The organism is Paenibacillus sp. Soil766 (assembly GCF_001428105.1).
In the GTDB taxonomy this organism is placed as follows: Bacteria; Bacillota; Bacilli; order Paenibacillales; family NBRC-103111; genus Paenibacillus_E.
This window is the reverse complement of sequence record NZ_LMSJ01000027.1, coordinates 1-15,615: the sequence shown is the minus strand read 5'-3', so window position 1 is coordinate 15,615 and position 15,615 is coordinate 1. Positions and strand designations below refer to the sequence as shown.

Annotated in this window: 15 protein-coding genes and 1 rRNA gene; 8 read left to right on the top strand and 8 right to left on the bottom strand. The window is 44.9% G+C overall.

All coding sequences use genetic code 11. The features are described from left to right. Positions 1-3: 3 nt before the first annotated feature. The 3 genes from ASG89_RS21150 to ASG89_RS21140 all read right to left on the bottom strand — a co-directional run bounded on the left by ASG89_RS21150 (position 4) and on the right by ASG89_RS21140 (position 3,626). The gene (locus ASG89_RS21150) at positions 4-906 is read right to left on the bottom strand and encodes a LysR family transcriptional regulator (protein WP_057313064.1); all 903 of its coding nucleotides are present in this window, start codon (positions 904-906) and stop codon (positions 4-6) included. Positions 907-1,164: 258 nt separating this feature from the next. Continuing rightward, complete coding sequence (locus ASG89_RS21145; protein WP_057313063.1) at positions 1,165-1,950, bottom strand: TIGR01457 family HAD-type hydrolase; 786 nt, start codon at positions 1,948-1,950, stop codon at positions 1,165-1,167. After that, positions 1,947-3,626: a PAS domain S-box protein gene (locus tag ASG89_RS21140; RefSeq protein ID WP_057313062.1), complete on the bottom strand. Its 1,680-nt coding sequence runs from the start codon at positions 3,624-3,626 to the stop codon at positions 1,947-1,949. Before ASG89_RS21140 ends, ASG89_RS21145 begins: the two co-directional genes overlap by 4 nt. A 282-nt stretch (positions 3,627-3,908) precedes the next feature. On the opposite strand from ASG89_RS21140, the gene ASG89_RS21135 reads away from it, so the two are divergent. Further along, positions 3,909-4,367, top strand: a complete 459-nt coding sequence (locus ASG89_RS21135) for a chemotaxis protein CheX (RefSeq protein ID WP_056613703.1) — start codon at positions 3,909-3,911, stop codon at positions 4,365-4,367. A gap of 75 nt (positions 4,368-4,442) precedes the next feature. Further along, a complete protein-coding gene (locus ASG89_RS21130) occupies positions 4,443-5,219 on the top strand; it encodes an SDR family NAD(P)-dependent oxidoreductase (RefSeq protein ID WP_057313131.1) in 777 nt (258 codons plus the stop codon). Between the two features lie 41 nt (positions 5,220-5,260). Here the strand turns inward: ASG89_RS21130 and ASG89_RS21125 are convergent, their stop codons facing one another. Beyond that, a complete protein-coding gene (locus ASG89_RS21125) occupies positions 5,261-5,524 on the bottom strand; it encodes a DUF2573 family protein (protein WP_057313061.1) in 264 nt (87 codons plus the stop codon). Positions 5,525-5,761: 237 nt separating this feature from the next. On the opposite strand from ASG89_RS21125, the gene ASG89_RS21120 reads away from it, so the two are divergent. The 3 genes from ASG89_RS21120 (at position 5,762) to ASG89_RS21110 (ending at position 8,451) form a co-directional block, all read left to right on the top strand. Further along, positions 5,762-6,337, top strand: coding sequence for an RNA polymerase sigma factor (locus ASG89_RS21120; protein ID WP_057313060.1), 576 nt, complete (start codon positions 5,762-5,764; stop codon positions 6,335-6,337). An 87-nt stretch (positions 6,338-6,424) separates the two neighbouring features. After that, positions 6,425-7,858, top strand: a complete 1,434-nt coding sequence (locus ASG89_RS21115; protein ID WP_057313059.1) for a DEAD/DEAH box helicase — start codon at positions 6,425-6,427, stop codon at positions 7,856-7,858. A 47-nt stretch (positions 7,859-7,905) separates the two neighbouring features. Beyond that, positions 7,906-8,451 carry a hypothetical protein gene (locus tag ASG89_RS21110; protein WP_057313058.1) on the top strand — a complete coding sequence of 182 codons (546 nt, stop codon included), beginning with the start codon at positions 7,906-7,908 and terminating at the stop codon, positions 8,449-8,451. Positions 8,452-8,531: 80 nt separating this feature from the next. On the opposite strand, the gene ASG89_RS21105 is transcribed toward ASG89_RS21110, so the two are convergent. The 4 genes from ASG89_RS21105 to ASG89_RS21090 all read right to left on the bottom strand — a co-directional run bounded on the left by ASG89_RS21105 (position 8,532) and on the right by ASG89_RS21090 (position 13,113). Beyond that, positions 8,532-9,713, bottom strand: coding sequence for an MFS transporter (locus tag ASG89_RS21105; RefSeq protein ID WP_057313057.1), 1,182 nt, complete (start codon positions 9,711-9,713; stop codon positions 8,532-8,534). After that, positions 9,710-10,534 carry a Cof-type HAD-IIB family hydrolase gene (locus tag ASG89_RS21100; protein ID WP_057313056.1) on the bottom strand — a complete coding sequence of 275 codons (825 nt, stop codon included), beginning with the start codon at positions 10,532-10,534 and terminating at the stop codon, positions 9,710-9,712. The genes ASG89_RS21105 and ASG89_RS21100 overlap by 4 nt, the downstream gene beginning before the upstream one ends. Next, a complete protein-coding gene (locus tag ASG89_RS21095; RefSeq protein ID WP_057313055.1) occupies positions 10,527-11,303 on the bottom strand; it encodes a DeoR/GlpR family DNA-binding transcription regulator in 777 nt (258 codons plus the stop codon). Before ASG89_RS21095 ends, ASG89_RS21100 begins: the two co-directional genes overlap by 8 nt. A 154-nt stretch (positions 11,304-11,457) precedes the next feature. Continuing rightward, positions 11,458-13,113: an FAD-dependent oxidoreductase gene (locus tag ASG89_RS21090; protein WP_057313054.1), complete on the bottom strand. Its 1,656-nt coding sequence runs from the start codon at positions 13,111-13,113 to the stop codon at positions 11,458-11,460. A gap of 217 nt (positions 13,114-13,330) precedes the next feature. Here ASG89_RS21090 and ASG89_RS21085 point away from each other — a divergent pair, with 217 nt between their 5' ends. The 3 genes from ASG89_RS21085 to ASG89_RS21075 all read left to right on the top strand — a co-directional run. Further along, positions 13,331-14,779, top strand: a complete 1,449-nt coding sequence (locus ASG89_RS21085; RefSeq protein ID WP_063868064.1) for an S-layer homology domain-containing protein — start codon at positions 13,331-13,333, stop codon at positions 14,777-14,779. Positions 14,780-14,928: 149 nt separating this feature from the next. Continuing rightward, positions 14,929-15,207 carry a hypothetical protein gene (locus tag ASG89_RS21080; RefSeq protein WP_057313053.1) on the top strand — a complete coding sequence of 93 codons (279 nt, stop codon included), beginning with the start codon at positions 14,929-14,931 and terminating at the stop codon, positions 15,205-15,207. Between the two features lie 290 nt (positions 15,208-15,497). Further along, positions 15,498-15,615: ribosomal RNA gene (locus ASG89_RS21075) — 16S ribosomal RNA — on the top strand; the annotation flags it as partial.

The window sequence follows — 15,615 nt, the reverse complement described above, 5'->3', positions numbered from 1 at the left end:
CTCCTATTCTGAACCGATAAATTGAGTTTCTGGCATTCCTTTGAGATCGCGAAGAAATTGCTGCATGGCAGAATTCAAGTATCTTCCTGACTTATATACTACGCCTACCGGATGAGTAATATCCAGTTCGTTCACTTTAACCATTTTCAATGAGCCATGCCGCAGTTCATCAGCAACAGACATTTTGGATATGATCGCAACACCAAGATTCAGTTCAACCATGCGTTTGACTTCCTCACTGCTGGATAACTCCATAACGATATGAGGAGCTACATCATAGTTTTTGAAGATTTGATCGACGAAACGCCGCCCCCACGTTTCTGGGGAAAGCATGATAAACGAAATGTTTTTGAGTTTTTCAATCGACAAGTGTGTGAAACGACTAAGCGGATGAGCAGTGGAGACGATGAGTTCAAAATTATCATAGTAAAGCACGGACGTCTCCAAAGCTGGGTTCTTCTCGAACAAATACGTGATCCCAATATCGATATGACCGTTTTCCACAGATGTCATGATCTGAGATGAGGTCATGGAATGAATGGTCGTTTTGATCAGCGGGAATTGATCCTGGAAATAGGAAAGGACTCTCGGTAAGATCTGCATGGCAATGGAAGTTGTTGTGCCAATATGGATATGACCTTGAGGGGTTTGACTCAGATCAGATAGACGCTGTTTCAGGTCACTGGTGATCCGTAATATTTTTTCCGCATGCTCCAAAAAGAGCTTTCCACTATCCGTTAAAGTAACAGGCTGATTACGATCAATGAGAATCGTACCGAATTCATCCTCAAGACTTTTTATTTGTGCGGAAACGGCAGGTTGGGTCAAGTTTAGAATTTCACCAGCTTTACGAAAGCTCATCGTCTTGGAAATCGTGAGCAGGGTTTCTAACTGGTTCATATTCATGAGATTACCTCCTGCAAGTTAGATGTAAAGATCAAAGGTACAAATAAAATTTATCGAAATTGTAAAGGGCATAAAAACCTTTTCTGACTTTATTATATGATACGAAGTGCTACCTAGGCAACATGGCGGCATCATCGTTGACAAAGCAAAAAATTCAAGAGAGAGACCAAGCCAGCAGGATGCCCGAGACGGATTGAAAACGGCACTACCTTGGGCAATAAGGTAGTGCCGTTTTTTTCATCATTCCGAATTTGTCGATCAGCAGTTTTTTAGCTGCGCTATGAAATGCGGCAAATCCGTGCAGACCAAGTCCGGCGTCATGCCAGCCGACGCCAACTGCTCGTGCACATTGACGGGCGTCGCGACGCCCGTCAATACAAGAGCAGTGCGGCACCCCGCCATCGCGCCTCCGCGGATGTCGGTGTGCACGTTATCGCCGATGACCCAGACATCGGCGGGGGGCAGACCGAGCCGCTCAATGGCATACGTCATGATGATCGGCGAAGGCTTCCCGATCACCACCGGCTCCACGCCGGAGGCGGCGGTGATTGAAGCGGCCAGGGAGCCGGCCCCTGGCATAAGCCCCCCATCCGACGGAAGCATCCGGTCGGGATTGGTTAAGACATAGGTCGCGCCATGCTTCAAATGGCGGACCGCTTCTGTCAGCTTCCCGTAGGTGAAGCTGCGATCAATGCCTTGGACGACGTAATCTGGCGTCGTCGTCCCATCCATCGCGAAGCCGGCTGCGTCCAGTGCAATCCGCAGGCCGTCTTCGCCGATCATATGCACGCGCTGACCAGCGCGCTGCTCGGTCATGTACTGCGCAGCCGCCTGCGAAGACGTATAGACGGCTGCCGCGGGTACCTCCATGCCGAGCGCTTGCAGATGCTCGGCGACCTGCTGCGGGGTGCGGGACGAATTGTTCGTCACCAAGAGGTAGGGCAATTGCTCCTGCTGCAGCCATTGCAGGAAAGCAGCGGCACCAGGGATAGGCTCGTGTCCTCTGTAAAGTGTGCCATCTAGATCGATCAGAAATCCGTTCATCCTGTTGCTTCTCCTTTAGATAAGTAAGTTGTTGTCGGCAGCGTGATCTCGACGATCGTACCTTCCGTAAGTTTTGAGCTAATTTTCATGAACCCTCCATGCGCTTCTATGATCCGATAACAAACCATCAAGCCAAGTCCTGTTCCTTTTTCCTTTGTGCTATAGAAGGGTTCCCCTAGCTTGGGCAGACGTTCAGGCGCAATGCCACAGCCTTGATCCACGAAACGAACAAGAATTTGAGTGCCCGAACCTTGCAGCTCTGCATGAATTCGCAGATTCCCACCTTGCGACATCGACTCTATGGCATTTTTCATAATATTAATAAAGACCTGCTTGATTTGATTCTCATCACAGGTTACCGGCGGAAGCCCAGCGTCAACCTCTGCTTCGATTTCGATATTAGAGAGCAGTGCTTGAGGCTGAAGCAGCTCTACAGTGCTCATGATGATCGTATATAACGTACTTGTAACGAAATGGGTAGCCTGTGGTTTGGATACAAACAAAAACTCGTTCACAATGAATTCTATACGCTGCAATTCTTTTTGCATAATTTCGATGTAATATTGCTCCTTGGCAGAGTTTGTTTTGAGCAGCGTGAGGAATCCTTTTAACGCGGTTAGCGGATTGCGGATCTCATGCGCTACACCTGCCGCCAATTGTCCAACAGCAGATAGTTTATCTGATTTAATAAGCAATTCCTGCGTTTGCTTGTGTTCCGTGATATCACTGAATGTAATGACGGTGCCTAGCAGCTGACCACCCCCATCTAACATAGGACTGGACATGTACTCAACGGGAAAGTTGGTTCCATCTTTTTTCCAGAACAGATCTTCATTCATGATCGCGCCTTCACGTTGAAGCATCGTATTGACTGTTGTGTTTTCCTCAGGTATGACAAAAGTTCCATCTTCATGAAGAGGACGTATTAGGTTATGTATGCGTCTGCCAAGCATTTCGTCCACTTTCCAACCTGTGATGGCTTCCGCAGCTTTGTTCCAGAAAATGGTGCGACCATTCGTATCAATCCCATAGATGCCTTCAGAAACCGAATTGAGAATAAGTTGATTTTGTTTATAGAGCTTATCAATTTCTTTCTTCTGTTCCCTGATCTCGGTCAAGTCTTTCAGAATAGCATAAACGCCAACGATTTGGTTGCCTACTTTGGTTGGAACAAAAGTTACATTAGAAGGGATAGGAAATCCATTCTGATGTAAGAAAGAAGCATCGAAATTTTGGGGCATTCCTTCTGAAGCCACTTGGAAATGGTGCAGCGTTTTGAGTAGATCAGGAGGGTGGATCATGGGAAGAAATGAGGCGGATTTGGATGATTCTTCACCCAAGCCGAGCAAGCTTTCAAGTCCATGATTCGAAGAAAGGATATCACCATCCAAACTAAAGGAAATAATGGAATCAGGATGGTTGTCGAATAGTGATTTATATCGCTCCGCAGTTTCCGAAATACTGGTTTCACGTCGCTTGAGTAACCTAATTGCGAATAAGGCGAGTAACATAAATACGACGAACATACCACAATCGAGTACGATACTTGCCATGCGGTTATGTTGAAAAAAAGATAGATGGTGCAAATAAAATAAATGAATACCGAAGATCGCGAAGCAGCCTATTAGGTAAATAGTGGATTTTCGGGTACGTACAGGAGGGGGGTTCAGCGTCATTGACTCTCATCTCTCCTTTTTTGAGATTCTCTTCCATAGTTTAACAGGATTAGAGCTTATTTTGTATAATTTACCATTGTTTTTGTTTTTTTTATTATTTGAAGTCGTTTCAATGCTAGGTTTCGACAATTTAAGTATGATGGTAGAAGAGTGGTGTGTATCTGAGTAGATAGAACTATTTTTGTAAAATTGACAGTATACTTGTCCTAAAATATTATGTATAATGTTGAAAAAGGTCGTTTTTCTGTGGAACTTATTCACAAATGAGATCGGAGCGGAGCTATGAAGGCTGAGTACATTAATCCCTTTTTGGAGTCGGCTAGAATCGTCATCGAGCAAGTTGCTAACATTCGCCCAACGACAGGGCAGCTCGGCATTAAAGACGTCAAATTTGTGGAAAAGTATATTTGGATCCAAATTGGTATGACTGGACAAATGGAGGGCGACGTCGTTTTCGGCTTAGCTGAAGATGTTGCTTTGAAAATGGTGTCTGCCATGATGGGCGGATTCGTCATTACTGAGATGGATGAAATGGGAAAGAGCGCCATTTCTGAACTGGGCAACATGATTAGTGGAAATGCAAGCACAATGCTCTTTAATCAGGGTGTTCGCGTAGACATTACGCCACCGAAGTTAGTCCAATCTGCAACGGCAGCAGGATTTGTGCCGAAGAGAGCGTTAACCATTCCTTTAATTATGGATGGAATTGGTGAACTAGACATTCAAGTACTGATTACGTAATATAAGTAAGAACGTTGGAGTACCAGCACTATGGTAGCTCCATTTTTTTTGCGCGTAGAAGGGAGTGGAACAGGGTTGGAAATCAAGAATAAGGTCGTCTTGATTACAGGCGCTTCAAGTGGGATTGGAGCTTTGATGGCACAGCACTTTGCAGCCAAGGGAGCTATTCCTGTATTGACAGCACGGCGTACGGATATGTTAAAACAAATTGCTTCAAGCTTGCCCGGGCAACACGCTGTCTACGCCATGGATGTTACGAATACGGATGAGGTAAATCAAACTGTGAGTCGCATCATCGCCGAATTTGGGCGAATTGATATACTGATTAATAACGCTGGATATGGGATATTTGAGGCATTTACCGAAGCGCCTCTTGCTCATTTTGAAGAGATGATGGATGTGAATTATCTAGGGCTTGTACGTTGCACTCAGGCAGTCCTCCCACATATGTTGACGGCAGGTCGTGGACATATAGTCAATATTGCCTCCATGGCAGGTAAAATTGGCTCTGCCAAATCAACAGCCTATTCGGCAACCAAGCATGCGGTGTTAGGATTTACGAATAGTTTGCGTATGGAACTAGCGAGATCAGGGGTATCCGTTACAGCGATTAATCCAGGTCCAATTGCGACACCATTTTTCGACAAGGCGGATCCTAGCGGTAATTATGTCAAGAACATTGCTTGGTTTATGCTAAAACCAGAAAAAGTCGTCAAAGAGCTCATTCATGCCATCGAGAAAAACATTCCGGAGAAGAACTTACCTTTTGTAGCAGGAGTGGGAATTAAATTATTTCATATGTTTCCTCGCCTCTTTAACAAGCTCGCATCCCGTGTTATGAATAAAAAATAAAGCGACTCCCACTTACATTGGGGTCGCTTTTCTCTACTTATCTACGTTTCTGATTGATCAGACTTCGCTGCTTGCTTAGCTTGGTTCAGCGCGCGGATTTCTTCGAAAATCTTTCGCATTTCTGCTTTGCCCTCGGGATGAGATTGATTCCAATGGGAGGCAAGTGCGGGTAGTGCCTTATGAACATGATTGAAGAAAGCCCATATCTTGATTTTCTCGATCATTTCTGGGGATGTATCACCTGTAATCAGTTCTGCGGTCTTTGCGACCAACGTGTTAAAATCGTTTTCGAAATCGGTAGGCATGCACGTCATCCCTTCGGATGGAAATAGAGTAAGTGGAGCACTTTTAGTTTAATAGATGAAGAAGAGGCTGTCAAAATGTCAGTGAAGTACACTTCCATTCTATCTGTAATCGTTTCCTCTTGAACGGGAAATTTTTTCCTATTATTTTAGAGGTAACGATTGTTTACTCCTCCTTTTTAACCTAAAATAAGGTAGATAACCGATGGGTCTTTTTACCTGTAGGCTAGGGGGGATAGAATGAAGTCACTGAGAGAGATATTTAACAGCGACTTTAATACATTAGATAAAGGTATGCAGGAACAAATTTATAGAGAATTTTACTTGCTCGTTTATCCGATGATTAATTTTATTTTAAGAGATCATGCCGCCGCCGAGGACATTATCCAGGAAGCCTTTCTCCGTGCAGTTCACAAAGCCTCTTTATTAACGGAAATTGATAAATATGAGGGTTGGCTCAAGAGACTTACGCGGAATGTAACGCTCAATCACTTGCGCAAACATAGGCGTAACCGTGATGAACTCGAGACAGAGGTATTGTTCTCCCTGAAGGAGTCAGCCCCAACTTCGGATTATTCGGCTACACCAGACGTAGAGGTTGAAATGAAAGTCATGAGAGAAGCCGTTATTGCTTATATCAATCAACTCAATCCCTCCTATAGACAGATTATCGCGATGAAATGGATTCATAATTTATCATATAAAGATATGGCTAGTGAACTTTGCGTGACCGAAGGGGTTGTGCGACAAAGGCTTTTTCGTGCACGGGATGCTATTAAACAGAAGTTTTTGAATGATTGGGGATCGGACATATAGGGGGGCGGCGTCTACATATTTGTTTGCTGAAGCACTCTAGCATATAATATGGGCATGAGGTTGGAAAGAGAAAAGGGGTATATCGTATTGAGCACGAGTTTTGAAGGGCTGCAGATTGCACAGACTTATTTGAATAAATTACAAGAATTAGGGATTGGTGAGCCAACACCGATTCAAGCGGAAGGTATACCAGTTCTCCTGCAAGGTAAAGACGCGATTATTCAGTCCCAGACGGGAACGGGCAAAACATTAGCTTATTTGCTGCCTGCCTTGGAGCGAATTGATCCAGCGCAGAAACAATTGCAAGTCATAGTCATTGTTCCTACACGAGAGTTGGGCATGCAGATCATGCAGGAAATTGAGAAATTGACGAGCGGGGGACCGATTCGTTCACAATCCTTAATTGGCGGGGCGGCTGTTGCCAGACAGATCGAAAAGCTGCGCCTTCACCCGCATATCGTTGTTGGAACGCCTGGACGCTTGCTTGAACTAATGAAAGTTCGCAAGCTTACGCTGCATCATGTGAAAATGGGCATTGTCGATGAAGTCGATCAAGTGTTTGAGCTTGGTTCTATGCAGGATGTAGAAGCGGTACTCAAAGGTATGCTTCGCACTAGTCAAATGGTGTTTGTTTCGGCGACAATTCCTCAAAGTACGGAGCAAGCAGCAGGCAGATGGCTGAAGGATCCGGTTATTATCAAAATTAACCCCTCCCAGCGTACAGCTGAAACGTTGGAGCATCACTATGTCGTGTGTCAAGAACGTGAGAAGATAGACACCCTCCGAAGACTTGTTCGGATGATTAAGCCAACTTCAGCGATTGTCTTCATTAATGTGACGGATGATATTGCACAAGTCGTTGGTAAGCTTCAATATGTTGGTCTTTCTGTTGAAGCTCTCTATGGAGAAGCGAGTAAGCAGGATCGTGCCAAAGTCATGGGCAATTTCCGTGATGGGAAATTCCAATTATTGTTGGCAACTGATGTTGCTGCCAGAGGACTTGATATTGAAGGTGTGACACACGTCTTCCATTTGGATGTGGCGACGAATGCCGAGTATTACCTTCACCGTGTAGGTCGGACAGGCCGGATGGGCCGTGAGGGGACTTCGATCTCTATCGTGACCTCGAGAGATCTCTTCATCATCGAGAAATTCGAGAAGCAGCTCGGCATCACGATCGAGCCGAAGGCTATGTACGAGGGCCGGTTGGTTGACCCGGCCCAAGATCGCAGCGCGGCTACGATGCGCAGCCGCCGTGAAGCTGCGCGCCCAAGCGCAGCACCTTCGCGCAGCGGCTCCGCCGGCGCGCGTGAGGCTGCCGCGCCAGCGGGCGCGGTGCGTGTAAGTGCCGCGGCGCCAGACGCGCGCGGCCAGCAGGGCGCTGCTCCGGCGAAGCCGGCAGCGCAAGGGAAGACGGCCGCCGCAGGCAAGGCCGTCAGCAAAGCGCAACGCGAGCGCGATCGCAAGAGCAAGGGCGCTCCGCGCTGGTTGAAAGAGAAGCAGCAGAATAAAGAAGAGTAGGCTCACTTCTTCGCGAGGGCTACTCATGGATCTGCGGGGTGTAAAGTATGCTGAAGAAAGTTACGATCACACTCCTGATGCTGGCTATCATCGCCGCGGTGATGTTACTCATCATCATTCAGTATGTGAAACCAACGAAGTCGCTGGATCTACAATATAAAGAGATATCAATCAGCAGCAAAATTGCCGAGATGATCCTCACCCGAAAGCTGGACGTTCGGCTTTCGGAGGAGGAAGTGAATCAATTGCTCAAGAAGCAATTAGCATCGCACACCCTACTACCGCATGATTTTCGGATGGAAGGCGCAGAGTTGAACCTGCAGGGTGCCATGGTCGAGGCGGATGTCAACGTGAGGTGGCGTGATCGGATTCCGATCGGTGCCCACGCGACATTCACACTGCAATGGGATCCGCCTAATCTAGTCATTCAGCATGTGAATACGCAGCTCAGGAGTTGGCAACTGCCAAGTACTTGGCTCCAACTAGCTCCTATTGAAATACCACTGCAATCGTTCTTACCTAAGCTAATTGGCATTAAAGATGTGGTGTTTGAAGACAACGCCATTCTGATACAATTAAAGCCATTTCAGTAAAACGAAAGCCCCTTCATTCCACCGTTGTGGATGTGAAGGGGCTTATTTTCTTCTCGCATCACGTCACGCACTTCACGTCATCACACTTTTGCCCCCAACAGAGGAGCCTTCCATTTACGTGTATACATAATAATGCCCAAAACAACACACATGCTAATAAGTACAAACCAGATCGAGACACCTACATGGAAGTGATCCATGCCCCAGCCGACACCAAGCGGCAGTATGGCTCCGCCTAAACCGCCAGCGGCAATGAGCGCGCTCGTCGTTTGCTCCGTACGTCCGGGCAACAGTTGATTCGCATAGATGAGGGCAACGGCGAACATACCTGACATGAATAACCCAAGTAAGAGGATGACGGCAAAGCTGCTCCAGAGATTCGTGCTAAACACCCATACGATTACGGTGATCAAACTTAAAGCGAACGAGAAAGCTAAGTATTTGAAATAGGTCATTTTCTCAGCTAGTGCACCTGCGAATAAACGACCAACAACCATGGTTAACCAATAAGCGGTCACACCGAGTGTAGAGACGGAGCTTGAAGCATGCAGCTGGTCCTTAAAGATCGACGGTAAGAAATTTACAATCGTATTTTCCATGCCGCAATATAAGAAGAAGACGGTCATAAGTAGGCATATAAAAATGAACGATTTTTTAGATAGTACAGGAACTTGATCCGCTTGCTGTGAACGATCCGCTTTATGTGCAAGTAATTCATCATGTTCGCCTAAGGAAAGCTTTGACCAAATGATGCCTGTAGCAAGAGCACTTAGTCCGAGCAGCATAAAGGCGAATTTCCATAACCCATTTGCGATGAGTAGACTGGATACAAGCGGCATGAATAAGGCGCCTAGTCCAAAGAATACTTCAAGTTTACTGAAGGCGACGGCTTGTTGATCTTTGGCAGCCATGAGGATGAAGGTGCTGATGCTGGACTCCACAAGTCCGAATGAGATACCGGCAATGAAAGTAAGAACTACGACCATTGGCCATAGCGGTAACAAGCCTATAGCAAGCATAGCGATAAATAGTAAACAAAAAGCTAGTGTAATTGTAGTTCGACGACTGATGCGACGAATAAGGGATGGCATGGCAAGTACGCCAAGCATGAAGCCGCCAAATTGTAGAAATACGAGCATGCCGCCGCCACTGTAGCTTCGTCCATAATGGGCGAGTAGTTCAGGTAACACAGCGCCAAAAATAACGTGCGTGCAGCCTGTTAATAAGTAGGAGAGGCAGCCCATAATTAATAATCTTTTCATAATGCGGCGCTTCCTTTATGTGCAGTCGTAAGCTTTTCATTATAAGCCAATACATGAGCAATCGCTTCGGAAACAGAATTCACTGTATGCGCGGCATGCTTCTTCACGTCTGAATGAGCAGTGTGCATAGCAAAGCTATGCGGAGTGATGCCGAACATCGAGACATCATTAAAGGAGTCTCCACAACACGCGATCTCTTCAGGTTCTAATCCCAAATGTGCAAGAAGTGTAAGGAGGGAGCTGCCTTTGGATACTTGGTGAGGCATAATATCGAGGCAATCTGTATCCGCCATATAGATGTCCAATTGATCACTGAGTTCTTTTTCCAACAGTGACTTGATCTCAAGTAGATCGTCAACCTGCCCGAATAGGGAGAATTTACAAATCGGAAATGCATCCTTCAGAGATTGTTCGATCTCGCTTTTGACTATAAAAGGTTCAAACATTCTCTTCTGGATCTCGTCGGAAGCGGGACTCAAGCGCTCAATATAATTGGCACTCCCGGAGCAAATAAACTTAACTACATCGAAAGCCTCGATGAGCTGATACACTCGATGGGCGATGGAAGGCTCAAATAGCTTCGCTTGGAGAAGCATACCATCCATCAAGTGGATGAAAGCACCATTTTGGGAAACGGAATGAGCTTGATGATCTATATCTTGAAGTACTCTCTGCATCTCTGAATTCATTCTGCCAGAGGCTAGACAAAGAGTAATTCCTGCGTCTCTCACTTGTTGTAGAGCATTGAGCTCTCGCTGAGAGACTTTCTTATGATGGTCAAGCAGCGTGCCGTCCAGATCGCTAATAATTAGTTTAATCATGATGTTCTTCTCCTCCTGCTAGTACAATTTCAACCTCACTGGCCAATAATTGCTCTTTCATTTCCTCGCTCAATGCTTGATCTGTTACCAAAATATCTATACTTTCAAATCCCACGACACGATGGAACAAACGCTTGCCGAATTTGGAATGATCTGCGAGAACGATTACTTGATCAGCATGCTCCATCATCGCTCTTACTAAATAACAATCCTCTTCATTAGGGGCGGATAGCCCATTCTCGGAAATGCCGCACGTCCCAATGAAAAGTTTATCAACGTGATACTCGCTTAACATTTCTATCGCCTTAGCCCCGTAAACACTATGGTGCTTATTATCTAGCACACCGCCAAGCATATGAATCGTAATGCCATCCTTACGGGTAAGGATCGCGGCTGTTTCAATGGAACTTGTGATGACAATGTTGTTTTTCGACGTAAGGGCAGTAGCTGCATGCAGAACAGTTGTTGAAGCATCCATCATCAGATAATCGCCATCTTGAACGAGTGTAGCTGCTCTCCTACCTATCGTTAGTTTAGATGAGGATTCTTCTTGCAAGCGCTGATCATAATTGCCGACTTCTTTAGAAAGCGTAGGAAGAATTGCTCCACCTCGTGTACGTACGATGGATCCTTGCTCCTCTAATTTGACCATATCTCGTCTAGCTGTATCGCGAGAAACTTCATAGAGCTCACAAATCAGATCTACGGAGATACGCTTATTTGATTTTAAGTATTCAAGGATGGAAAGAAGCCGTTCTTCTTGAAACAAGGGTGATTACCTCCTTTACTTAAGTGTTTGTAAGTGAATATAAGTATAATGCTTATTGTATACGTATGTTGCTCCACTATCAATCCTTTTTTTAAAAGAAAAAACCGTGCTCACCCGTTACATGAACGAGAACACGGTCGATACTACCCATAGGTTATTTAACGGCTGTTTTTTTTCGCGTTTGAACATAGCTGGGATAAGTGATCTCTCCAGTATCCAATTTGCGAATTTCCTCTTCGTTCCAGCCAGTGATCTTGTTAGTTCCTGTTACGCCAGTCAACTTGATATGATAACGAGTAGCTAAGTAGGATTGGAGCTTCAGCATGTCTTCGGGTTTAATTTCGCGTAGTTTCTGCTTGCCATGGAGCTGGCCTAGGATGACACCAATAGACTCTGCGGCCAAACTCGTGTTTGGCTGAATACGCGTGCTGCCGTATGCAATCGCGGAGGAACCCACATTTTTTCCTGCTGCTATAACATTTTCATAATTCTTCAGTAAAAAGCTGCGAAGCGGCATGCCGTATTTATCAGGGCGTCCCATCTCAATTCCCCATTTGTTGGCACTCGTACCTTGGAGATCAAGCGGATAACCGCCAATACTGACATTGTCCCAGAACATCGTACCGGCAAGGAGATCAGATGGTTTGAGGGTGTAGTCCATTTCATAGTGATTATATTCTCGAATATAAGGATAAGTTGGCAGTTCGCCTAGCTCAGCTTTCTCCCAGCCTGGTAATGTTTTTCGGAAATGCTGCAAAATTAGGGCTGTTTCCTTATTTCCCAGATAGACCGCTTCTTGCACAGATGCCGGTTTGGCTGGATCCACGGTGTAGACAAGCAATGCATTAATGAGGACTTCGCCATCGCGTTGATTCACCGCATTCAAACCTCTTAGGAAAACGCGATCATTCGAAGGGTGATACGCTTTCGTCATACCGCTAAGTCCGATAGCGAAGCTATCACTGACACTTCCACCGCCGAATTGCTTCGATCTTTCCTCAGGCTTTAGTGCGTTAAAGGTCGTATTGAACTTTTTCCAATCTACATGTTTGAACTTCATCATCATGCCTGCGCTCATGTACTCAATATCTTTTTGCCCATAAAATTTCTCAAGACCTGGTAGTCGTTTGGATTCCAAGCGGCTCATTAAGGCAGCAAAATCACTATTGTCTACCCAGTAGGAGGCTGTGATTTTCTTAACTTCGTTTTTATTTGTCTTATATAGGATGGAAGGGATTTTATGCATATTGTCAGGAGTTTGAATTTGTTCAACTTCTTGAATTGTGATGCCTGATTCAATCGGGATATCTTTGCTTAACTTGTCCATATAAGTCGTGAATTCAGAAAGCTTTCGAATCTTAGCGTTTCGGAAACCATCGAATAGCTCCTTAGCGCGGCCCTGTACGAGTAGATGTCCTTGCTCGTCGCGTGTTTCATCTAGAAACAGCATCTGACTTTGAAGGATCTGACCGCCAAAGGCTTGATGGGGATCTAATATTTTCACTTTGAGGCCTTCATCCATGGCGGCTCTGGCCAAATAGAGGCCTTCAAGCTCACTTCCAATTACAACAACATCGACGTTTTCAGTTGGATATGTGGCAACACTTTCTATTTTCGTATCTTGATTGGGTACTGATGCCGGTACTTCACTCACTTGTGGAGGCGCATGATGTGTAACAGCTGGAGCTACTGCGGTCATATTCAAGCTTCCTTGCTTGAACCAAATCTTGCCGAATGAGAAGGCTGATACAACGATTATGAGTACAGCCAGAACAATAGCGAGCCCAACTCGCGGGTTTCGTAAGCGCATACATAAGCTCCTTTAGCGTTAGACTATATGGTCTTCATTTTAGCAGTTTCAGGGTGGATTTAATAGACTTTGAGAATTGATTCTGAAAGATTTAAAACCTGCACCCCCAAAAACTGACAAGCATTGGCGAATCCTTGTAGCATAACCAGGAACCCTTCGCGAAGGCTCCATCTTAATCTTATGTATAAACCATAAAATGACTAAGGGAGATTTTAAAATGAAAAAAAACCTAATGAAAAAATTCGTAGCTACAGGTCTTGTTCTAACTATGGTTGCTGGTGGCGGAACTGCCGCTTTTGCAAATGGCAATGATCACGGTCGCGGTAACAATAAATCTCAATTTAAAAAAATCGAATACAATAATTTCGGAAACAAAGGCTATCACAATGTTAAAGTGAATAATAAAACGACGATTAACATTAATCTAAACTTCAAGGATATGAATGGTGCGCAATGGGCTCTGAGATACATCGCAAGCTTGGCGAACAAAGGTGTTTTTGAAGGGTACGAGGATGGTACCTTCAAGCCTAATGACACGGTTAAACGCATTGATGCTCTAGCAGCGGCTGTTCGTAATATGGGATTGCGTGAACAAGCTGAGTCCGATGCTGAAAAGCAAACAAAGCTGAACTTTGCGGATGCGAAAAGTATCCCTGCCTGGGCTGTAGGTTATGTAGCTGTAGCGCTTGAAAACGATTTGTTCGCTGAGGGTGACGCTAATGTGAATCCGATGGGAGCTGCTGACCGTCTTTGGGCGACTACACTGCTAGTCAAATCTTTGGGCTTGGAAGCTGAAGCAAAAGCGAAAATGAACGAGCACCTTACATTTAAAGATGCAAACAAAATTCCTGCTGGTTCTGTAGGCTATATTGCTGTAGCGATCGAAAAAGGTCTGATTGACGGCTTTGAGGATAACACCTTCAGACCTAACCAGCCTGTAACGCGTGCTCAGCTTGCAGCATTGCTTGATCGTACAAGCAACGAACAAGAGGAAGACGAGAGTGCTGGAACTTTAAGCGCCTTGGTTGCTAATAATGTTCTTACACTCACCAAAGGTGGCGTAGCGACTCCATATACGCTTCATCCAGATGTGTTCGTTTGGCGTGATGGTGTGAAAGTAAGCCCTTCTGCTCTGCAAGTCGGAGATGAAGTCCAGTTGGATGCAGTTAATAATGTAGTTACTTATATTGAAGTAACGAAACTAGCTCAGCAAAGCAATAATGCTACAGCAACTAGCGGAACGATTACTGCAGCTGTTTACAACAATGAGTTTACTTTGACGAATTCCGCTGGAACATCCACCAAGTATACAGTTGGTTCCAATACGGTTGTTTACCGCGATGGAGTTCAAGTGCCTGCAGTCAGTCTTCAAGTCGGAGATGTAGTTAGTGTCCAAACTACCAGCAACAACCAAATTATTTTCAATGTGACGACACTTGCTCAAAATAACCAAGCAATCGATGTGATTGGCTTGTTTAATGGTACAACTTTTGATGTTCAAGGTAAAATCGCAACAATCTCTATTAATAATAACGGAACAGTGCTCTACACAGTTTCTCCGAATGTAGTTATTTCCGGTGACCTATCTCAATTGGTGCCAAATCAAAACAAATTAGTTCAGGTAAGAGGTTATAACGGAAAGATCACTCAAATTGAAGTGAAATAATCAGTTTTTTATAGATAAACAATGAAAAAGGCATGATTCATGCGAAAAGCTCCTTGCTGCTACACAGCGGGAGCTTTTGCTTTTCGATGATGAATATTTTTCCTTTCCTTGAGGCAAACTGACTCCTATCTTGAAAGGAGAGTTGACAGATGGACGAAACACTCATTCAAACATTTAAACGTTATTATGCTGATTATAGAGGGGCAGAAGATGTTGATCAAAGCTTCACGGATGCTTATCAGGCTATGACTTTCCATGTTATTAATCAGACAGAGCATTACGTACAGGAAGGTAATTTAAATAAGATTCAGAATTTGATCCGTGAGTTCAAAGAAATGGGTCTGTCGCTCGGGCCAAGTAATGACTCGTTAAAAGAGCAGTTTGAGCAAGAACTTGTACAGCAAGAGCTAAACAGATTTTCTTTTTAAAAGGTGTTGCATTATCCAAATACCCGTGGTATATTACTGGTCCGGCCAAAACGAGCTTCCGTTTTTATCGAAATTTGTAAAAATAAAGCTTGCATCTGGTTGGACACCTATGATATATTGTAGTTCCTGCTTCGATGTTGAGGCGGTAACGACGAAAGAAATTGATCTTTGAAAACTGAACAACGAGTGAGTAAGCACAGTCGAGCAATCGACTAAAAATGAGATTATTAATCTCGCTAGCTTCAAATGAGCAATTAAGCTTATTCAAATAGGACGAGCAATCGTCCACTATTATGGAGAGTTTGATCCTGGCTCAGGACGAACGCTGGCGGCGTGCCTAATACATGCAAGTCGAGCGGGTTTATCCTTCGGGATAAGCTAGCGGCGGACGGGTGAGTAACACGTAGG